The organism is Bacillus sp. BD59S (genome assembly GCF_007363175.1).
GTDB classification, from domain to species: Bacteria; Bacillota; Bacilli; order Bacillales; family Bacillaceae_G; genus Bacillus_A; species Bacillus_A pacificus.
In genome coordinates this window covers 1,340,465-1,362,071 of sequence record NZ_CP034686.1, presented here as the reverse complement: position 1 = coordinate 1,362,071, position 21,607 = coordinate 1,340,465, and the positions used below count along the sequence as shown (strand labels likewise).

At 33.9% G+C, this 21,607-nt stretch carries 22 protein-coding genes and 1 other annotated feature; of the genes, 13 read left to right on the top strand and 9 right to left on the bottom strand.

The features are described from left to right. The gene (locus EKQ63_RS08995; RefSeq protein WP_041184453.1) at positions 1-789 is read right to left on the bottom strand and encodes a hypothetical protein; all 789 of its coding nucleotides are present in this window, start codon (positions 787-789) and stop codon (positions 1-3) included. A gap of 189 nt (positions 790-978) precedes the next feature. Between EKQ63_RS08995 and deoD the strand changes: the two genes are divergently transcribed. From deoD to EKQ63_RS08975, 4 genes are all read left to right on the top strand, one after another. Further along, positions 979-1,686 (top strand): purine-nucleoside phosphorylase, encoded by a 708-nt coding sequence (gene deoD / locus EKQ63_RS08990; protein ID WP_000110707.1) that lies wholly within the window; start codon positions 979-981, stop codon positions 1,684-1,686. A 156-nt stretch (positions 1,687-1,842) separates the two neighbouring features. Then, entirely contained in the window at positions 1,843-3,654 is a 1,812-nt protein-coding gene (locus EKQ63_RS08985; RefSeq protein WP_087951830.1) for a sensor histidine kinase, read from the top strand. 107 nt (positions 3,655-3,761) lie between these two features. Further along, positions 3,762-4,292, top strand: a complete 531-nt coding sequence (locus EKQ63_RS08980) for a tyrosine-type recombinase/integrase (protein WP_000806236.1) — start codon at positions 3,762-3,764, stop codon at positions 4,290-4,292. Positions 4,293-4,411: 119 nt separating this feature from the next. Next, positions 4,412-4,606 carry a DUF3924 family protein gene (locus EKQ63_RS08975; RefSeq protein WP_001094859.1) on the top strand — a complete coding sequence of 65 codons (195 nt, stop codon included), beginning with the start codon at positions 4,412-4,414 and terminating at the stop codon, positions 4,604-4,606. A gap of 445 nt (positions 4,607-5,051) precedes the next feature. On the opposite strand, the gene EKQ63_RS08970 is transcribed toward EKQ63_RS08975, so the two are convergent. Next, a complete protein-coding gene (locus EKQ63_RS08970) occupies positions 5,052-5,897 on the bottom strand; it encodes a DUF72 domain-containing protein (protein WP_087951829.1) in 846 nt (281 codons plus the stop codon). Between the two features lie 160 nt (positions 5,898-6,057). Here EKQ63_RS08970 and EKQ63_RS08965 point away from each other — a divergent pair, with 160 nt between their 5' ends. The 3 genes from EKQ63_RS08965 to EKQ63_RS08955 all read left to right on the top strand — a co-directional run bounded on the left by EKQ63_RS08965 (position 6,058) and on the right by EKQ63_RS08955 (position 9,134). Continuing rightward, positions 6,058-7,329 carry an ATP-binding protein gene (locus EKQ63_RS08965; RefSeq protein WP_087951828.1) on the top strand — a complete coding sequence of 424 codons (1,272 nt, stop codon included), beginning with the start codon at positions 6,058-6,060 and terminating at the stop codon, positions 7,327-7,329. A 194-nt stretch (positions 7,330-7,523) separates the two neighbouring features. Next, entirely contained in the window at positions 7,524-8,510 is a 987-nt protein-coding gene (locus EKQ63_RS08960; RefSeq protein WP_173601333.1) for a Gly-Xaa-Xaa repeat protein, read from the top strand. Between the two features lie 195 nt (positions 8,511-8,705). Beyond that, entirely contained in the window at positions 8,706-9,134 is a 429-nt protein-coding gene (locus tag EKQ63_RS08955; protein WP_087951826.1) for a hypothetical protein, read from the top strand. 124 nt (positions 9,135-9,258) lie between these two features. On the opposite strand, the gene EKQ63_RS08950 is transcribed toward EKQ63_RS08955, so the two are convergent. After that, positions 9,259-11,301 (bottom strand): transglycosylase domain-containing protein, encoded by a 2,043-nt coding sequence (locus EKQ63_RS08950; RefSeq protein WP_000769283.1) that lies wholly within the window; start codon positions 11,299-11,301, stop codon positions 9,259-9,261. A gap of 312 nt (positions 11,302-11,613) precedes the next feature. On the opposite strand from EKQ63_RS08950, the gene EKQ63_RS08945 reads away from it, so the two are divergent. The 3 genes from EKQ63_RS08945 (at position 11,614) to EKQ63_RS08935 (ending at position 14,162) form a co-directional block, all read left to right on the top strand. Beyond that, positions 11,614-12,234: a DUF47 domain-containing protein gene (locus EKQ63_RS08945; RefSeq protein ID WP_000231448.1), complete on the top strand. Its 621-nt coding sequence runs from the start codon at positions 11,614-11,616 to the stop codon at positions 12,232-12,234. Positions 12,235-12,245: 11 nt separating this feature from the next. Further along, on the top strand, positions 12,246-13,244 hold the full coding sequence (locus EKQ63_RS08940) for an inorganic phosphate transporter (protein ID WP_000380267.1): 999 nt from the start codon (positions 12,246-12,248) through the stop codon (positions 13,242-13,244). A 117-nt stretch (positions 13,245-13,361) separates the two neighbouring features. Beyond that, a complete protein-coding gene (locus EKQ63_RS08935) occupies positions 13,362-14,162 on the top strand; it encodes a sulfite exporter TauE/SafE family protein (RefSeq protein WP_000455758.1) in 801 nt (266 codons plus the stop codon). Between the two features lie 293 nt (positions 14,163-14,455). Here EKQ63_RS08935 and EKQ63_RS08930 read toward each other — a convergent pair whose 3' ends face one another. Further along, positions 14,456-14,683 carry a hypothetical protein gene (locus EKQ63_RS08930; protein ID WP_087951824.1) on the bottom strand — a complete coding sequence of 76 codons (228 nt, stop codon included), beginning with the start codon at positions 14,681-14,683 and terminating at the stop codon, positions 14,456-14,458. Positions 14,684-14,851: 168 nt separating this feature from the next. On the opposite strand from EKQ63_RS08930, the gene EKQ63_RS08925 reads away from it, so the two are divergent. After that, positions 14,852-15,352, top strand: coding sequence for a Crp/Fnr family transcriptional regulator (locus EKQ63_RS08925; protein WP_087951823.1), 501 nt, complete (start codon positions 14,852-14,854; stop codon positions 15,350-15,352). A gap of 197 nt (positions 15,353-15,549) precedes the next feature. On the opposite strand, the gene hmpA is transcribed toward EKQ63_RS08925, so the two are convergent. The 3 genes from hmpA to EKQ63_RS08910 form a co-directional block, all read right to left on the bottom strand. After that, positions 15,550-16,758 carry an NO-inducible flavohemoprotein gene (gene hmpA, locus EKQ63_RS08920; protein WP_088328143.1) on the bottom strand — a complete coding sequence of 403 codons (1,209 nt, stop codon included), beginning with the start codon at positions 16,756-16,758 and terminating at the stop codon, positions 15,550-15,552. A gap of 155 nt (positions 16,759-16,913) precedes the next feature. Continuing rightward, entirely contained in the window at positions 16,914-17,435 is a 522-nt protein-coding gene (locus tag EKQ63_RS08915) for a hypothetical protein (RefSeq protein WP_087951821.1), read from the bottom strand. 114 nt (positions 17,436-17,549) lie between these two features. Further along, positions 17,550-18,647 (bottom strand): site-2 protease family protein, encoded by a 1,098-nt coding sequence (locus EKQ63_RS08910; RefSeq protein WP_088328142.1) that lies wholly within the window; start codon positions 18,645-18,647, stop codon positions 17,550-17,552. 150 nt (positions 18,648-18,797) lie between these two features. On the opposite strand from EKQ63_RS08910, the gene EKQ63_RS08905 reads away from it, so the two are divergent. Beyond that, positions 18,798-18,995: a hypothetical protein gene (locus EKQ63_RS08905; protein ID WP_001978191.1), complete on the top strand. Its 198-nt coding sequence runs from the start codon at positions 18,798-18,800 to the stop codon at positions 18,993-18,995. Positions 18,996-19,089: 94 nt separating this feature from the next. Here the strand turns inward: EKQ63_RS08905 and EKQ63_RS08900 are convergent, their stop codons facing one another. Continuing rightward, positions 19,090-19,941 carry a YhfM domain-containing protein gene (locus EKQ63_RS08900; protein ID WP_143880970.1) on the bottom strand — a complete coding sequence of 284 codons (852 nt, stop codon included), beginning with the start codon at positions 19,939-19,941 and terminating at the stop codon, positions 19,090-19,092. 108 nt (positions 19,942-20,049) lie between these two features. Between EKQ63_RS08900 and EKQ63_RS08895 the strand changes: the two genes are divergently transcribed. Beyond that, positions 20,050-20,826, top strand: a complete 777-nt coding sequence (locus tag EKQ63_RS08895) for a class I SAM-dependent methyltransferase (RefSeq protein ID WP_049111547.1) — start codon at positions 20,050-20,052, stop codon at positions 20,824-20,826. A gap of 39 nt (positions 20,827-20,865) precedes the next feature. Here EKQ63_RS08895 and EKQ63_RS08890 read toward each other — a convergent pair whose 3' ends face one another. Continuing rightward, positions 20,866-21,075, bottom strand: coding sequence for a hypothetical protein (locus EKQ63_RS08890; protein ID WP_000880630.1), 210 nt, complete (start codon positions 21,073-21,075; stop codon positions 20,866-20,868). 271 nt (positions 21,076-21,346) lie between these two features. Next, positions 21,347-21,605: a binding site (T-box leader), on the top strand. The last annotated feature ends 2 nt before the right edge of the window (positions 21,606-21,607 follow it).

The following is a 21,607-nucleotide window of genomic DNA, read 5'->3' as shown; positions in this document are numbered from 1 at the left end:
TTAGCTGTTTTTTCTTTTTTGAACTTGTACAATAAATTCTTTTTCATATTTCTTACCATTTATATAGAAATCTCCCCATATTTTGTACGTTCCTTCAGCAGGAAATGTAATACGGTATTGTAATTGTCCATCTGTATCAACAGGGATTGCATATAAAAAATTTTCTCTCGTTTCGTCCACAATATAGAGCGCCTCCACTTCTCCTCTCTCTGAATGTAATTTCAATTTTTCACCCTTTTTCGCTTGAAATTGAAATGTTAACGTCACTGGCTCATTCGGATGCAGTGCACCGAATAAAAGAGAAACTTCATACTCCCCTATTTTTTTTGTAAGTACACTATCGATTGGAAATTTTACTTTTTTCTTATTTTTCTCCTCTATTTCCTTCCCAAAATCTTTCTTCGCAAATGATTGCACAGACTTATTTTTGTCTTCATATAAAAATATTGTATATCCTTCATCTTTCGCTATTTTAGAAGATACCTTATATGATCCATTTCCTGCGAATGTAGGTTTCATTTGTTGTACATGTTTTAATTGTCCGTCTACAATAACTGCCCGAATTTGATCATTCACACCACGCACTTCGCTACTTTTATTATTTAATAATTGAAACACAATATCTGCTTTCTCATTTCCTTTTCCATTTGACACATCCCATTTTACTTCCTGAACATCACCTACAGTCTCTGTTGTTTCTTGATACTTTTTTATGTAAAATCCGCCTACTACAACAAATAGCAAAGCAACGAGTCCAATGACAAGATTTTTCAAAACATCACCTACCATTTTTATAGTCTCTATTCATACAAAACTTCTTACATATATATTCTAGATGATAATTTATGAAATCCTTCTGTTTTGCACATATTACAAATAATAAAAAGATTTTAATTGAAAGGATTCGTAGTGTATAATGCGTAGTGTATAATGCAAATGATATTGATTTCTATCAATACATTATAAGGAGGACTTTTCATGAGTGTACATATTGAAGCAAAACAAGGCGAAATCGCTGAATCTATTCTATTACCTGGTGATCCATTGCGTGCAAAATATATTGCTGAAACATTTCTAGAGGACGTTACTTGCTATAATAACGTGCGTGGTATGTTAGGTTTCACTGGAACTTATAAAGGAAAACGTGTATCTGTGCAAGGTACAGGTATGGGTGTTCCTTCTATTTCTATTTATGTAAACGAATTAATCCAAAGCTACGGAGTTAAAAATTTAATTCGCGTTGGAACTTGCGGTGCCATTCAAAAAGACGTAAAAGTTCGTGACGTTATTATTGCAATGACAGCTTGTACGGATTCTAATATGAACCGTTTAACATTCCCAGGATTTGATTTTGCACCAGCTGCAAACTTCGACCTTCTAAAGAAAGCTTACGATGCTGGAACTGAAAAAGGCTTACACGTTCGTGTTGGTAACGTTTTAACAGCAGATGTATTTTACCGCGAAAGCATGGACATGGTTAAAAAGCTTGGAGATTACGGTGTACTAGCAGTAGAAATGGAAACAACTGCGCTTTACACATTAGCAGCGAAATACGGTGTAAATGCGTTATCTGTATTAACAGTAAGCGATCACATCTTCACTGGTGAAGAAACAACATCTGAAGAGCGTCAAACTACATTTAACGAAATGATTGAAATCGCTTTAGATGCAGCAATTCAACAATAATACATTAAAGAACTCGTCATACGTCTGTCGAGTTCTTTTTATATGACTTTTTATTAAAAACTACTTCCAGAAGAGACAGATTTTCTCCTCTACTTTTTTGTAACGTTTGTTATAATAAAGAAATCATTTACAGTATTTCTCACAAGAGGTGACGCAGTGAAAAACAGAAGTATCGTCTTTAAACTATTTTTATTAACATCAACATTATTTACAATCATATTCCTCCTATTTTTCCTAGGACAATCTCTATTTTTAGAGAAATTTTATATTAATAAAAAAGTAAAAACAGTTCAAACTGCTTTTGAAAAGTTCGTAGATACGTACGAAAAAAGTGGGAAAACTTATGAAGAAATTCGAAAACTAAAACAAGAATTTCATGATAAAACAAATGCTGACATGCAATTTTTAAATACGAATGGCATTATTAAAAGCGACAACAATTACTATATTGATGTATTTAATCCTAAAAATAATGAGACATATTCTATTCCGCTCAATAATCTTTTAACACCCGAAGAATATAAGAAATTTGAAAACTTAGGATTGAAAAAAGACGATGTGATAAACGTCGTCGGTTTGCTACAAAACAAAACAATAACACCAATAAAATTGACAACAAATTATAATCGATGGCAAAACGAATATACCAATTCAGATTTTTCATCTATTAATGGTAACCCTTCTAAAAATAGACTTACAAACCGATACAAAACTGTTACTCAAATTGAGTTTACTGGTACGATCTCTAAGTTACAGCTTCCATCGAGAACTGAGGTTCGTCTTGCAAATGATATTGAAACATTGCAAGCCGTTCAATATTTTGCAGAGCTTATTAGAAATGGTACTGCTAACTCGCAGCAATTAAACACTTATATAATAGATAGCGGGGAGAATATAAAGAATAGTATCTTTGTAAAACCTATTATGAAAAATGGAGAGATTACAGAATATGCTTTTGCGATAGCATCCTTGCAACCTGTTAATGAAGCGATGCTTGTTTTGAAAGATTATTATGTCTATGCCTTAATCATCGTATTTCTCGTAATTATTTTATTATCCTTCTACTACTCAAAAATCATTGTGAAACCATTAATTAAAATGAATCGTGTTACAAAAAAAATGGCCAATTTTGATTTTAGCGAGAAATTACCTGTAACAGCAGACGATGAAATTGGAGGGCTTTCCGGTAGTATTAATACGTTATCTGTAAATTTAAAAGACCGAATCGATCGATTAAATGTTGCCAATACAAAATTACAACAAGATATTGAACGTGAACGTCAATTAGAAAAAACGCGAAAAGAATTCATTTCTGGTGTATCACACGAATTAAAAACACCGCTCAGTGTAATTAGAAGTTTCGCTGAGGGAATTAAAGATGGCGTTAGTAAAGATACGACGTATTACACAGATGTTATTTTAGAAGAAACAGAAAACATGAACAGACTTATTGTTGAAATGTTAGAATTAGCAAAATTAGAATCAGGTACGTACAAACTAGATATGACGACGTTCTCAATTGGTGAATTAATTCAACAAGTCTATACAAAGTTATTATTTAGCATGGAGGAAAAGCATTTACAAGTGAATATAGATGTAGATCCTTCTATATTTGTGAAAGCGAATCGTAGTCGTATTGAGCAAGTAGTTGTGAACTTACTTAGCAATGCAATTCGCTATACACCAGATGGAGAAAAAATACAAGTCTCCGTTATGGAAATGGAAGATACAGTAAAAGTTGAAATCGAAAACACAGGAAACCCTATTCCAGAAGAAAGTCTTGAAAAAATTTGGGATCGTTTCTACCGTTTAGATGCATCGCGTAGCCGTCATACTGGTGGTACTGGTCTTGGATTATCTATTGTTAAAAATATTTTAGACCTCCACCATGCCGAGTACGGTGTATATAATACGACTAATAGTGTTGTATTCTACTTTAATTTACAAAAAGTAAAAGAAGTCAAATAATTTGTCTTAATTTCACTAGGAGTTCACATGAAATTCACACTCTCCCTTTATAGTAAGAAACAAGTTAATCCTTTCCTTTACACATATAAAAGAGGAGAGTGCGTGAAATGAAACAAGCAGGACAACCTATTCAAAACGAAAAACAATTAGAAACTATCAAAAATATACTTTTACAATCTTCGAAACGTGATGGCTTATTATTCGTATTAGCTGTAAATTCTGGCTTAAAAGTAAGCGAAATCTTACAATTAAAAGTTAGTGATGTAATCGATGAAAATGAAAATGTTCGCCATTCCATTTTATTTTACAATGAAAAAGTAAAGAAACATAAATGGTTCGCTGTAAATGAAGACTTACAGCACGCGATCGAAGACTATATGAAAGAACGTAAAACTTGGAAACGTAATGAACCATTGTTAAAGTCTCAAAAAGGAACAAAATCTATTACGAGACAACATGCGTGGTACATTTTAAACAAAGCTGCAAAAGAAGTTGGATTAGAAGGGATTAGCTCACATACACTTCGAAAAACTTGGGGATATTGTGCATACAAATCAGGTGTTGATATCGCATTTTTACAACACTTCTTTGATCATAGTACTCCATCAAAAACTTTAAAGTATATCGGTATTGCTTAATAACTCTTATACATAAAAAAGGTTACCATTTATAAATGGTAACCTTTTTTATGTTTCACATTCTCTTTTCTTGTCTCTCCTATATTGTAGTGGTACTCTAATAGTAAGGGGGAGAAATTATGAACACTTTAACAATTGAATTACCGAAAGAAACGGCTGAAAAACTTGATTTATTAAAACAAGCTTATGAAAAGAAAACAGGTGCTTCTATTTCTGAGAGTACTCTTGTTCAAACACTTATCTCAAAAGAATTTATCCAAGCGATAACTCCTTTTGATTTACAACAATTCATCACTAGCAAAGAACAGCATTAATTGCTGTTCTTTTTTTATACTTTATCCCGCATTAACGGGCAGTAAGACCCCCACCTCAAAATTCAGCTGAAGCAAAGAAGTTAGGTGGGGGTCGGGCTGCCCGTAAAAGCCCGATTGGTTCAACTAATAATCAGTGGGGGATGAACAACCCCCCCACTGATTAAAGTTTCACTTTATCAGGGGTTTGCCGGAAATCTACCTCGAAACAATTCCTTACTTTAGCCAAACTTCTATTAGGCATCTCCCTATCGTTACTACCTCATAAAAAATTTTTTATTTATTTTCAGGAAAACCATTGACAATGATAATGATAACCATTATCATTTATTACGAAGCCAACAATTGATGAATCAACCAAACGCTCAGTAACATTGTTACCCCTCTTTTTCATATAGAAAGGCACTGTACATTCCCCCTGTTTGTACAGTGCCTTTCTTGTTTATTATCACTCAAACAAATTTAATTGCTCAGGCTTTGGCTCGCCATATGTAATGTTCATCATTTTCATAAGCTGTTTCGCATTATCAGCTGCATCTCCGCCTGAATTATTGTTAAATAGTACGTATATGTCCTTTGCCTTCTTTTTTAATTGTTCTAGTCTTTCTACCCATTCTTCTAATTCTTTATTGTTGTAGCGATATAAGCAACGAACCGCTCTCCAATTTTCCCCTTTATCAAGCCAGCCATGAACATTTCGGCCATGAAAACGTATTAACACCATCTCTGCATTCGTTACTTCTAATACGAGTGGTACTGAACCCATCCCTGCCTGTGGCTCATCACAAATTGTATGAATCCATTTCTCTTGCTCTAGAAACTGTAACGTCTTATCTCTCATTTCTGGATAAAACCATGTTTGATTTCGAAATTCTATTGCACACGGCAAACCTTCCATTTTTTCTTTCGTATATCGGAGAAAATCTACATTTTTCTTTTTACAATCAAACCACGGTGGATATTGAAATAAAATCGTTTTTAATTTACCAGCTTCAATTAAAGGAAGAATAGATTGTTTATATACATCAAACATCTCATCGAACGTAGAAAAAGGAATTTCACCTTTCATATGTCCTGTCATTCCTTGATATGCTTTGACGATAAAAGAAAAATCTTTCGGTGTTTCCATTGCCCATTTTGTATAGTTTCGTGCAGGTTGCATCGCATAAAATGAACTATCCACTTCTACTATAGGGAAATACTCACTATATGTTCGTAATTTATTTCTATTTTCATAGGGATCTATATATAAAGAAGCATGATCTCCCCACCCTGTTACTCCAATGAAAAGCAAATATATTCCTCCCTTTTTAACTTCACCTACTATCCATTCTACTCACTTCCTGAACACTTCGACCAATCAATTTCATTAAGTAGTCCCTTCTTTAAGAGTATCCGTATAAAAATATGATATACTAGATGGAAGAATTTTTAAATTGAGGGGTTATTTATTTATGCTTCCAAAAGATGATATTGTGTGTCATGAAAAACGAATAGAAGAATTAGAAAATAAAGTACGTTTTTATGAAGAACTTGTGAATCAATTACCACATCATTTCACATATAAAAATCCACAGATTGGTTTACAAATAAAGAAAACGAGATCAACTCATTCTATTCAAAACATACAAAAAGAGAATAAAGAGGCTGATTTTCAGCTTACTTGCGATTCATTATTTTTATTTAAACAACTTGAAACATACTTTGTTCATATTTTTGATGCTTTTTCACATCATGTAACCTTTGTTGATAATAAAGGAAATATAACTTTATGTAATCAGGCTGCGGCAGATGATTTTGGTGTAGTACGAAATGATATAATCGGAAAGCCAATTCAACAATTACTAAAATTACCTGAAGAAAAAATTAAAGCTCTTGAAACATTAAGAACAGGCACAGAAATATATAATGAAGAAGTTTTAGACAAAAACTATGGCATTTTAAATAACCGAATTATTCGTGATTATAACGGAGAAATTTTTAGAGTTATTAGTGTCTTTCATTATTTAAACACAGAACGTGATGCAGAAAAATTTTCATTAGCAGGGCGAATCGCAGCTGGTATTGCACATGAAGTACGTAATCCTCTTACAACCGTACGAGGTTATTTACAATTTTTACAAGAAACTGTTTCTCCATCTAATAAAGAACTATTTAAAAACTTACTTATTCCTGAATTAGATCGCGCAAATAGTATCATTACAAAATTTTTATCTATTTCAAAAACACGCGAATTTACAAGAGAGCCCTTTCCAATTAATACATTTTTACGTGAGTATATTCAACAGTTACTAGCTAGCGAAGTCTTTTTACATAACATTTCAATTGATTATAATTTTTCTACCGAATTAGATAATATTTTAGTTCATATTGATCGTCATGAACTTGTGCAAGTTTTTTTAAACTTATTCCAGAACGCTGTCGATGCTCAAGGAGAAAAAAAACTTTCTATCCAAATCACTAGTTATCGTCTAGATAATTTTGTTCGTATTACTTTCACTGATAATGGGACTGGTATTCCACCAGCCATTCAAGAATATATCTTTGATCCATTCTTCTCAACAAAAGATTCCGGTACAGGACTCGGCTTGGCAGTAACGAAAAAAATTATTCAAAATCATAACGGTACATTAAAAATGACTAGTAATGAAGATGGTACTACTTTTACTATTTCAATTCCAATCTTACCTAAAACAGCCCTTGAAAGATTAAATCAATACAAATAAAATCCAATCCACGAACTGCATGTCAATTGTTAAATCCCTCAACAATTGACATGCAGTTTTTTATGTTGAACTTTTCTTCTTTACATTATATAAAACCTTCTCTATATTTTACTTATTTTTTTAGAAATGGTAGTTTGTCCAGCACTGATTTAGTATAAATTTCATTTTAATATATAGTAATGACTATTCATTCTATGAAAGAAAAGAATGAAAAGATGAACAATAAAAATAAAGGAAAAGTATTTTATGGTAATGATTGTTGCGAAGTCAGAGCTTGCAGTCATATTAACATCTCTAAGTCCGAACTTACAGAATTCGTTAGACTGCTTCAAGTTCTTGGCCAAGCTATTCAAGCTGTCTTTCAAAACCCTTCTCAAAATAATATCGATAACTTGATCGCTGCCCTAAATAACTTACAAAAATTTCTCAATTGCTTAGATTTATCTCCAGCACAAAGACAAATTGGAAATTCTATCATTGCTAATCTATTAACTATTTTAAGAACAACACCTTTCTCATGCGGAGCGTTGTACGTTGAACTACAAAGCCTGCTGAATTATTTATTGTATATCGCTAAGTTATTCAAAGTAGATTGTTGTACGACCGACAAACTAGTTAAACTCATAACAGAGATCCAAACTATCCTAGTTCAATACGGGTCAGGATGCCTTGGAGGAGGAGCAACTGGCGCTACTGGTGCTACTGGACCTCAAGGGCCTCAAGGTATTCAAGGGCCGGCGGGCGCTCAAGGTGCTACTGGTGCTCAAGGACCAGCGGGTACACCAATTCCTGTAACGATCGCGGCAATCGGAAACTCAAATCCACAAACTATATACCCTGGAACAAACATCCAATTAAACCAAGTATTTGAATTAACTAATATCGCTTTCAACGATACTTCAGATACTTTAACAATTTTAGAAACAGGCGTATATGATATTAGTTTCTCAGCGTCTACAACTTTCCCAGGATCTTCACCGTTTGGGTTTGGTATTTCGTTCAATGGCCAACCACCTACTCGCAATTTCTCAACTAACGTTATCGGTAGTGCTGTTTCTTTCTCTACAATCGTTACTTTACAAGCTGGTACAACGATTGCTGTACAACCTACAGCAAACACTATTTCTATTCCAAACACAGGCGATACAACTGCAACACTATCTGTATTCCGAATTTACTAATTTTCACTCAATAAGTATATTTATAATAGTATGTATTGTTTAACCATGCATTAAATCTCTCTTTATATAGAAAGGAGCACTTATTTGGGAGGATAAGTGCTCCTTCTTTACGTTTCTTTACCTCAAATTTACTTTAACTTAATCCTCATTTTGTATGATAAATAGTGAAGTCAAAGATATGAAAGAGGGATGAAAATGAGAGTTATGTCACTAATACGCATTTGGTTTGCACTTATGGTATGCATTATTTTATGTGTAGGATTTTTTTTAACTCTAAAATATTCCACTATATCAAAAGCAGAGAGAAAAACTGCTCCATACAAACTTCTATATACGAAACAAAGCAACATTCCTTATTCCAATGCCACAAAGAATGAAAAAAAAGTTATAAAAGGGATGCTTATTACGAAAGCTTCTAGTTCCGAGGCGTTACTCCAAATTGCTGAAACGATTAAAGATCAGTATAAAAATAAAAAAATCGATGAAATGACACTTTCTATCCACAATGAAAATAGCGGTAATTACGAAGAAGAATTACCTTACGAACCTATTAGTAAAGGCCAAATAATCGTCACATACGATTCCGAATCCTTTGGCAGTACAAATATTATACTTAATGAGTAATATCATGTATCTCAATAGATATGGATTAATAGCTAATGAAGATAGACAAAAATCTCTACCGATTAAAAGTTTATGTTGTTTTTGTACAAAAAAAGAGGCGAATTTCGTTATTCGCCTCTTTCTTTTACCAAAATGAAGGAATCCACTCTTTCACTTTATCAAGCCACTCTTGTTGCTCTTGTTTTCGTTGTTGTTCCTCTTCTTTCCTTCTCTTCTCTTCTTCTTTTCTTCGTTTTTCCTCTTCTATTGTAGTCAATTGTTTTTTATAATCAGCCTCAGATATGAGAGATAACTGAAATGCTTTTTGAGCTGGATTTGCGTTCGCTTTTTTCATAATATCCCGGAACATTGTCGTCGTAATTTGACTACCACCCGGAACATAATGATCGCTATCGGTTTTATCATATCCTACCCAAATTGCACCTACCAAATCTGGTGTGTATCCAACAAACCATGAATCCTTTGCACCGGTGCTCGGGCCATTTACAATTTGAGTAGTTCCTGTCTTACCTGCCGTATCAACATTATTAACTTTCGCCTTTTCGCCCGTTCCCTTTTCGACAACACCTTTTAATAAATATGTCATTTTTTGAGAAACTTTTTCGCTCGTCACTCGTGTCTCTTTCTTATACCACTTTCCAAGCGTTTCACCTTCAGCATTTTGTATCTCCCTAATTGCATGAGCTTCCACTTGGACTCCGTCATTTGCAAATGTACTGTATGCTTGAGCCATTACAAATGGAGATGTTCCCACATGCATACCGCCTAAAGCAATCGGATACGTACGATCTTCTGGCACTAATGGAATACCAAATCGCTCTAAAGATTTCAATCCTTTATCTAATCCAATTTGTTCTAATAGCCACACAGCTGAAACATTATACGACTTTGCTACGGCTTCATACATTGTCACATCACCGTGAAAAGTATGATCGCTATTTTGTGGTTTATATTCTTTGATGTTAAATGGTTCATCTTTTAATATATCGTATACTTCATATCCTTGTTCTAACGCTGGTACATATACAGCCAAAGGCTTTAACGTTGAGCCAGGTTGTCTTTTTAATTGGGTTGCATGGTTAAACTGTAAAAACTGATACGGCCCTCTGCCTCCAACTAAAGCTGGTACACCACCTGTTTTGGGATTCATAAGAACTACACCCGTTTGCATAAGTTGGTCTGAGCCACTATCTTTGAAATAACTATCATTATTCACAACGTCTTCTACGGCCTGTTGTTTTTTCGGATCAAGCTCTGTATAAATACGATAACCACCTGCTAAAATTTCATTTTGTGTTAATTCGTACTTGTCCATCGCCTCTCTAACAATATAGTCTACATATTGAGAGTATTTTCCCTTGTATTTATCATCAACGCCACGTTTTAACACAAGTCCACTCTCTTTTTCTTTATTATACTGTTCGTCCGAAATATACCCTTGCTCTTTCATTAAACTTAATACGACATTACGTCTTTCAATTGACTTGTTAAAGTTTTTATAAGGTGAATACGCAGATGGTGCTTTAATCAAGCCCGCAATCGTTGCTGCTTCTGAAATTGTTAAATCTTTTACATCTTTATCAAAATAAGATTTAGCTGCCCTTTTTATACCCCAAGCACCTTCACCAAAATAAATTTGGTTCATATACATTTCAATGATTTCATCTTTCGTATACGTACGCTCTATTTTTTTTGTTAAAAAATATTCCTTAATTTTTCGAGAGTATGTGCGGTCTTGTGTCAGAAATACATTTTTCGCAAGTTGTTGTGTAATTGTACTTCCCCCTGCTACAACTTCTCCTGCTGTAATATTTTTAAAAACTGCACTTATAATTCCACTATAGTAAATCCCATGATGGTTAAAAAATTCCTTATCTTCTACTGCAACAATGGCCTGAACCATAATATCAGGAATATCTTTCTTTTTTACGCCTTCTGTTTTAGAAGAAGCTAATTTAGTCGCAACTTCATTATTTGCATCATAAATTAAGGTCGGCTGCGGAACAGCTTGCTTTAATTCAGATATGTCTTGAATAGAAATTATTATATTTATAGCAATAAATAGAGTAGCGAGCAAACTTCCTAATACAATTAATGAATTACGAAGCTTCTTCCTCTTGTTGAACCACTCCTGCATTTTTTTTAAGTGAGTGTTCTTCAATTTCATTCGTTCACTTCCTTCGTTTGTTTACACTCTTCTTTTCAAAAGGAAGAATATACCTCCTTTTAAATTTATTATAATAACGTAGTCTTTCCTGTAGTGTAAAGCTTTTCTTTCACATTCATACTTTTTGCAAGAAAAGGACATTCTACAAGTAAGATATTCAATATTGATTATTAATATTATTAATACAACAATAAGAGTTATGTTAAGTTTTTGTAAACTTTTCGATAAAATGTTTTAAAAAACGACAGTTTTTTGTTAGAATTGACTAGCCAATATATTTTACATATATTACTTTTGTGGGGGTAACTAATAATGGTCTTTAAATCAAAAAAAGATAAATTTTCTGAAATGTTAATGAATGTTTCCGAAAATTTAAAAGAAGGCGCGCAGTTTTTCGTGGAGTATAAAATTAAAAATGCTAGCGATTTAAAAGAGTTTTCTATGCGCATGAAAGAGTATGAGTCAAAAGGTGACTCATTTATTCACGAAATCATTATGGAGCTAAACAAAGCGTTTATTACTCCTATTGAACGTGAGGACATCCTACAGCTTGCAATGAGTATGGATGATGTATTAGACGGATTAGATCATAGTGCTGGTCTATTCGAAATGTATTCTATTACAGAAGCTGATGAATACATGATTAAATTCGTAGAGGCAATTAATCAATGTGCGATTGAAATTGCAAACTCTGTTGAATTAATGTCTAACAAAAAATTAGTCGACATTCGTACAAATGCGATTAAGATTAAGGATTATGAATCACAATGTGATGATATTCGCCGTCATGCGATTAAGCACTTATTCTCTCGTGAAAAGGATCCAATTAAGATCATTCAATACAAAGAGATTTACGAAGAGCTTGAAGAAGTAGCGGATAGCTGCCAAAGCGTTGCAAACGTATTAGAAACAATTATTATGAAGAACGCGTAAGGAGTTTGATCATGGATACACTCTTGATACTGACCGTTTTAGTAGTCATTTGCGCTTTAGCTTTTGACTTTATTAATGGATTTCACGATACAGCAAACGCTATTGCAACGGCTGTTTCAACGAAAGCTCTAAAGCCTAGACATGCAATTATTATGGCAGCTATTATGAACTTTTTAGGTGCGATGACATTTACAGGTGTAGCAAAAACAATTACCAAAGACATCGTTGATCCGTTCGCTTTACCAAATGGTTCTCTTGTTATTTTAGCAGCTTTACTTGCGGCGATAGCATGGAATTTGATTACTTGGTACTACGGTATTCCAAGTAGTTCTTCGCATGCCATTATTGGCTCAATCGCAGGTGCAGCTATTGCTGCTGCTGGCTTTAGTTCATTAAACTTTAAAGGTTTCATAAAAATTCTTGAAGCTTTAATCATTTCACCGATTATCGCTTTTGTTATCGGGTATATCGTATACAGTATTTTTAAAGTCGTCTTTAAAAACTTTAATTTAACGAAGACGAACAAAAATTTCCGTATATTCCAAATTTTCACTGCTGCATTACAAGCTTATACACATGGTACGAATGATGCGCAAAAAGCAATGGGAATCATTACAATGGCTCTTATGGCTAATAACTATCATACTTCTAGCGACATCCCGTTCTGGGTACAATTATCTTGTGCAATTGCAATGGGTCTTGGTACTTCTGTCGGTGGGTGGAAAATTATTAAAACTGTTGGTGGACAAATTATGAAAATTCGTCCTGTAAATGGTGTAGCTGCCGATTTATCATCATCTCTTGTTATTTTCGGTGCAACATTCATTCACTTACCAGTTAGTACGACGCACGTTATCTCTTCTTCTATTTTAGGGGTGGGTGCTTCTCATCGTGTAAAAGGTGTAAAATGGGGAACTGCAAAACGCATGTTAATTACTTGGGTTATCACACTTCCTATTTCAGCTTCTTTAGCTGCTTTATTTTACTCTTTATTACACTTAATCTTTTAATCAAAAGTCGTCTTCCTTATTTTTCTAGGAAGACGACTTTTTTGTGAACAAAGCTTTTTCTCATGAAAAAGCGTGTATAATAATTGGTGGATAAGTTATATAGAGGAGTTGGCAATTTTGGAATACATCATGTTACTTTTCATTGGGCTAATCGCCGGGACAGTCGGGAGTCTAGTCGGACTTGGCGGCGGAATTATTATTGTTCCGTTATTAATCGGATTACACAGCCTATCACCACAACTTGCAGTAGGAACCTCAATGGTAACAGTCGTTTTTACAGGACTATCTTCCACCCTTACTTATATGAAGCATAAACGAGTAGATTACAAAAGTGGACTTATTTTATTTATCGGGAGTGGCCCTGGTGGTATCATCGGCTCGTGGGCAAATAAATTTTTAAACCAAGATACATTTTCTTTATATTTTGGGATTTTTCTTATTTTTGTCTCCATTCTTCTTATGTTACGAGACAAATTAAAACCCCTTTCTTTATCAAATATGACTGTAATCAAGCGCTCTTTTACAGATAACGAAGGAAACACTGTACACTATCAATTCCCACCGCTTCTCGCTATCTTTATCGCCTTTATAGTTGGTTTTATATCTGGATTATTTGGAATTGGTGGCGGTGCTTTACTTGTTCCAGCAATGATGCTACTTTTTGCATTCCCAGCACATATTGCTGTAGCAACTTCGATGTTTATCGTATTTCTATCAGCAATTGTAAGTTCTGCAACTCACATCTCCCTTGGAAATGTCAGCTGGATTTACGCATTAATTCTTATTCCTGGTGCATGGATTGGTGGAAAAATCGGGGCGTATATTAATACAAAATTAAGCGGTAACGCCGTAATTAATTTATTACGTATCACATTAATTATTCTTGGGACTAGATTAATCATTACTTCTTTTTTATAACGCGTTCTTTTTAGAATGCGTTTTTTTTATACACATGAATATAAAAATCCTCCTAAGAGAACAAATAAAATTAAACAAACACATAATAACATGTAATTGGAAATATGTACTTTCTTCACGTTGACCACTCCTATAACTGCGACTGTTATCTTTATGATAGCGAAAAAATAATTTACTTGCAGTTACAAAGTGCTAACAATGCAAAATCATTTATTACAAATTTTATCCTTATATTTCATTTCTTTGTATATTCTATCGTTTTAATAAAAAAAGATGTCATATTGACATCTTTTTTAGTGAAGAAGTGACCATCCCATAAAGTCTTCATGTACTTGGCACGCCCTCTTATCGCTTCGATCATATAATTCAGCATAACTATCTGTTTCTTCATCATAAGCCATCGTATAAATAATTTGGCCATCTACTTCAACGGATAACACGACTCCACCTTTCATCTCTTCTACATGAATGATGGCATTCGCTGGAATTCTCATATCCGTCATTTTTATCGCATCTAACAATATACTAAACCCCCTACAGCGTATTCATTGCTAGTACTATTACACACTAAATAGTATACTACTGTAATAGCATATATTTCGTCAATGAAATTGCTGTTTAAATAGCATATTGTCTTTATACATATACACTAAAAGAAATAGAAATGTTTAATAAATGGGGGGCTAACATTGATTCTACACAAAGGAGATGTACTATTCCGTCAAGGTGAGGACGGTCCTTTATATTTTATAAAAACAGGTTTATTAAAAGTAGTAAGGATAGAAGAAGATGGAACACCATTTCTATTCAACATTATCGTTCCAGGAGAAACGATACCTCACCATTCCTTAATTTCACCGAAGGAATATCACGGTACAGCAATCGCTTTAATGAAAACGGAAGTTGAACCTATAATTAGCAATGAGTGGTACAATCAACTTCAAGCGGACCCTGCATCATATGCAAATATCGCTATGCAATTACAGTCAAAATTAAGAATGATGCAGCAACGTATCGACCAATTGACGACCGTCTCTCCAAAAGAACGTCTTCATCGCTTACAAGAATGGTTCACACTATATTTAGGTGACATTCCTATATATGAAATATTAACACAAACTGAAATTGGTCAGCTCATCGGTATACGCCGCGAAACGGTAAATCGACTATTACGAGAACAAATAAAGTGAAACTTTAATCATTGGGGGTTTTCTTCATCCCCCAATGATTATCAGCCCTCACCAATCGGACTTTTAGGGGCAGCCCGACCCCCTCCTAACTTCTTTGCTTTCGCTGAATTTTGAGGTGGGGGTCTTACTGCCCATTAAAGCGGGATAAAAAACGAGATGAAATAATACCTCGTTTTTTTGCTTCTTCAAAACTCCATCTATTGTAAGCTTGCTGCTGGACCGAAAAATTCATAATGAATATGCTCTTGTTTTACACCTAAATCAGTTAGTGCAGCATTTATATGTTTCATAAATGGTACGGGACCGCAGAAATAAAATTCTGCTTCCGTTGTCGGGATAATAGTTTCTAACCATTCAGCTTCAATGAAACCTTCTTTATCAAAGTTCTTCATTTCCAAATCTTTTTCAGTTGGTGCAGAATAGCAAGTGTATGCTTTCACTTGTTCGTATTCATTACCTACTGCCTCAACGTGTTCTTTCATTGCATGTGTATTACTATTTATCGCTGCATGAACAAAACATACATTACGTTTTGAGTCTTGTTCAATTAACGTATTTAGCATACTCATCATCGGAGTAATCCCTACCCCACCACTAATTAGTACAACTGGTAATGTTGAATCCATATTTAATACGAAATCCCCTGCTGGTGCACTTACTGGTAACATATCCCCTTCTTGTACATGATCCTGTAAGTAGTTAGATACTTTACCGTCCGGTGTATCTACACCTTTTTCTTTCTTTACACTAATACGATAATATTCTTTTCCAGGAGCATCTGATAAACTGTATTGACGATTATGCGTATATGTTTCACCTTCTATATTTATTTGAATCGTCACATATTGTCCTGGGATGAATGAAGAAACTTTCCCGTCATCTTCAGGTTTTAAATAAAATGACGTAATAACATCGCTTTCCTTCACTTTTTTAACAACTACAAAGTTACGGAAATCTTTCCATCCACCTTCTTTATGTGCCGCTTCTTCATACATCTCTGCTTCAATGCTAATGAATGCATCAGCAATGACACCATAAGCTTCTCCCCATGCATGTAAGACTTCATCAGGTGCACCTGCAACCTCTTTAATTGCGCGTAGTAAACATGTACCTACAATTGGGTAATGTTCCGCTTTAATACCTAAACTTCTATGCTTATGCCCAATTTGTTTTACAACTGGAATAATAACTTCTAAATTATCAATGTACGTTGCAGCTGCATAAACAGCATTCGCTAACGCCTGTTGTTGTCTTCCCTTTTTCTGATTTGTATGATTGAAGATATTCAATAACTCCGGATGTTCCGAAAATAAAATTTCATAAAATCTCGTTGTAATTTCAACGCCTTTTTCCTGTAATAATGGTACTGTTAACTTTACGATTTCAATTGTTTTTTCACTTAACATTGTATCCCACTCCTCTATTTCCTTAACTGTTTTTAGTTTAACTGAATTGTATAATACAGATTGTGATTTTAATCACTATTAACACGATGTTTTTGTGAAAAATATATGAACATTGCACTTACAAAAAAAATAAGCTAACTAGAATACTAGCTAGCTTATTTTTTAGACTGAATAGCTTGTTCAATTAGCCTTATATCTTTCCCATCTCCAAATTCTGTATAACCCCAGATATTCGTTTCACCTCTATATTTATTTACGATAATATCCAAGTCATGGTATACACGATGCGCATAAACTACATACTCAATATTTTGAAGTTCCACACCTTTTTTTGCAATTTCATAGCTTCTATTTACATCACGTTTTATTTTTTCACTCTTTACTTCTGTATGTATATTTTTCAAAGTCGATTCTTGCTGTTGAAACCATTGTTTCAATTGGTTCCAGTCCCCTTCTGTATAGTTCTCTGCTTTACCATAATTTAAGAAATTATTATAACTTTCATGTGTCATACGAATAAAATCCAGTACTTTTGTCTCTTCTTGTACATCTTCTATTTGAGCTATCGTATTTACATCAGCAGGCTTATTCGCATAATGTAACAGCACTTTCATAAGGCTATAACTCGCAATGATCATCACGATAATAATCCCGAATACACGTAACAATTTCTTCATATACAGAACTCCTTCTCTACTAGAGATATTACAATGTGATACTATACTTGTAACATTCTCTCGTAGAAATCTAATTCCTGTATAAATTCTTCCTATCATTTCGACAATATTTTTCTATACATTCCTCGTTGGCAAATGTTCTTGTAAAACCATATACCCTTCATAAGCTGCGTAACCGAGTATAGCCATTAATCCGATATAACAAGCAAATGCTGTCCATTTCGTTTTCGTATCCACTTTGTAATAGTTTTCCTGTTGTTTCTTGTCTGCATCCCATTCCTGTAATTTTCTTTCTGACAATTCAAATGCTTCTCGTATATGAATTGTATGTGTTTCTTTTTCATCTTCATATGGGACGTAATCAAGTGGCTCAAACTTTGGTAACAGATACTCTAACACTTCAATCTTTTGAAGTTCTCCTGTTTTTAATTCTTTCTCTCTTTCTTTTTGCCTTAATACATTTATTTCATGTTGCATCATATATATATTCCGATGTACTGCACCAGTTTCTTTTAACTCTTCTTCAAGCCTTGCAACATATTCTTTCATTCCATCAATTCTATATCCTAATTCCTTAATCGGCTCATCTCGCTTTATTACTCTATATAATTCCATACAGCCGATAATAACAATAAATCCGCCTAAAATACTTTTAAAATAAATTGAATACCCAAGTAGTAAAACAAGCCCCGCTCCCCAAATTTTCGTACTTACAACTGAAATAATCCGTCCCCCGTCTAACGGAGAAACCGGAATTAAATTAAAGAAATTAATCATACTTCCGAGTAAAATAATGAGCGCCCAAAACGGCTCTTTCGTTATCATATAAAGTGGAATAGCCGGTAAAAATGAAAGTAATCCGAAAAGAGGTCCCATATAGGCAATATATGCTTCATCTTTTGCATTTTTAGGCATCTCTTTCATCCCAATAAGAGCGCCCATAAATGGAATAAATATTGCTGGTGATGTTGGTATACCTTTTCTTTTCGCAGCCCATAAATGGCCCATTTCATGGATAAACAACAAATAAATGAGCGCTACTCCAAATTTCCAACCATATATAACTGCGTATGCACCAAGTGATAGAAACATACTAAATACTGTTGAAAACTTTGCTAATTTAAAAATTGCAAATACCCACTTTAACTTAGAAAGTAAAAATAAACCTATGGCAACAATAATTCCCCATAATCCTTTTTTATTATTTTTCATATTCCTCTCCTTTATCTCTCATTAATGAATCATATTTATTCATTAACGCCGGTTCTTTCTCTATTATGACATATTTTTTTCTATCGTTAGAAATAATGTTTATTTAATCCATTTTTAGCCAAAAATATAAATAAAAGGAGGTGTACACGAATGAATTTACAATCTCTCATAATAGGCGCTTTATCGTTTTTAGCTTCAACTCTTATTTTTTATACCGTTAGCTACGTATTATTATTAGATTTGTTGCCAAATCACGTATTTATTGCTTTTATCATCCTTTCTGCTCTTATGATTTCTTTTCTTATTACGCGAAAATCAATGAATGAGCCATCTGCAAAAGCAAAGTAATAGAGAGGGGACTCCCCTCTCTATTATCATTTCCTAGGAAAGGTCATATAGACTTTACGAATTTACATTCCTCCCAACTAATTAAAGTTTCACTTTATCTTTGTAAATTCATTTTTTCACCATACTCTTTAACAATTTGAATAATATTTTGAAAAACACCTATTTTTTCTTTTTTACTATTTAATATATTTAAATCATAATTTTCATAATATGTTTCTAATGACTTTAATTGTGATTCTGAAGCACCTTGTACGGGAACAGTAGCATGCAATTCATACTGTTTATATCCTTCCTTTACCTTTTCTCCTAAGATTTTTTCACTCTCTTTTGCTCCAATTAATTTTTGAACTTTTTCTGGAAAAATGACCTGCAAATAGTATTCTTGTTCCTTCTCTAACTTGTTGTATAGTGATTGTGAAATCGTATACCGTACTGTATAATTCACTTTTTGATCGCCCGCTTTAATATGGAACGCGGTAATATGCAAATCTTTTTTTGTTACTTCCGTTAAAGGACCTGCCTGTGTTTCATCTTCTTTTTGTTCTGATACATTTGGAAATATAGCCAAAAGCTTTTCTGTATCTTTTTTATTCAGCATATACATAGCTTTCTTATGTTGTACCCATCCTCGTCTGTCTTCTCCTCTTAGCCATGCATAATACGTTTCTTTCTTCCCATCTCTACTAATTTGTATTTCATATTCAGGTTCACCAAAGCTACCTGTTATGTCTTGTTTCTCAGCTTTCTCTATAATGTCTATTACTACCTTAGCTTCTGATTCCTGTAACTTTTTCTCTTTATGTTTTTTTGGTATAACGGTTACCTCTATTGTTTCTTTCACTTCATTCACCGTCTCTTCCACTTTTTTTGTTTCTTTTTTTTGCTCAACTTGACTACAAGATGCTAGTAACATAACAAATAACAGCAATACATATTTCCTTTTCAACTTAATCCTCCTTTTACAATAAGAAACTCTTATAATCTTCATACAAAAAACAAAAACGTGACACACTATAAAATACGCTATACTAAGCATTGAAAGGAGGTCTTTTTCATGTCCATTAATTTTCACGATGCAAATAATAAATACACATACGCACAGCGAAACGCCCATATTTCTTGGAGAGAAATGATAAAAAATATTACAGACGTACAAAATAAACGAATAATTGATATAGGCTGTGGTGGCGGGATTTATACGAAAGAACTTGCTCTTATGGGAGCAGAAAGTGTTGTTGGGCTTGATTTTTCAAAAGAAATATTACAGGCTGCAAAAGAAAATTGTAGCGGATTTTCAAACATTTCTTTCATTCAAGGTGATGCACATAGCGTCCCATATCCTAATGATACATTCGACATTGTTATTTCGCGCGCAGTTATTCATCATTTACAAGACGTTCCTACATTTCTACGTGAAGCTTCTCGGATATTAAAGAAAAACGGTGTACTTATTGTACAAGACCGAACTATTGAAGATTGTACGATCCCTGGAAGTCCCGAGCACATCCGTGGATATTTTTTCTCTATCTTCCCAAAACTCATTGAAATAGAATCAAAAAGACGTCCAAAAACCACCAAGATACAGCAAGAATTACAAAAATATTTTCTTCACGTTTTCCCCACTCAAACACAATGGGAGATACGAAAAATACATGATTCTGTAGAGGCATTATTGCAAGATTTATCGCCTCGAACAGGCCGATCCATTCTATATGAACTAACAGATTATGAACTTTCTCAACTTCTACAACAAGTAAAGACCGCCTTACAAAACGTCTCTCCTATTATCGAAAGAGATCGTTGGACCATTTGGAGCGCCATGAAGTTGTAAGGAAGGAAGCCTCACAAAATAATGTGAGGCTTCCTTCTTTCATAATCTAATTTTGCAACACTCTTGATATCCTCCACTTCTGGCCTGTGCACTTCCACACTTCGGACATACTAAATATCTAGACTGATTTGTCAACAAACTACCTTTTTGAAAGAGTAAAACTTCTGCTTGTTTAAACGAACGCGAATAATATAACCACATAAAACCAATTATAGCAATAATGCCAAATAATACTCCCATCGCAAGCATTTCAGTCACCTCTTTTGGTTTGTTCTTTCCAGCAAGTGGATTGTTGTATTATTCTCTGTAAATTCAAACAATACCTTCTTTACTCCTATAAATATCAACTTTCTCTATAAACTTTACAATTCTCTACAAAATTTTACTCCCGTTTTACAATTCACCATTCTTTTTACTACAACGAATATCAAATTCGATATTTCTGTATATAAACATATCTTTCAAAAAAATGTTGACTTTCAAAAAAAAACATGTAACAATACTGTCAGAATACTTGAATAAAAATTCATTGACGAGAACGAGTATGTTATAGGACTGTCCCCCAGAGAGTTGGCGATTTGCTGAAAGCCAACGTTCAGTGCATAGCCGAAAATCATCTCCGAGAAGTAGAACCGAATGTTACAGTAAGTTCTTACCGGCTGTCCCCCGTTACAAGGAACACGTATCATGTTGTACGTTGTAAAGCCGTATACATATAGACTCAATTCTACATGTATAAATTAGGGTGGTATCGCGGGTAAATATAACTCGTCCCTTTCTT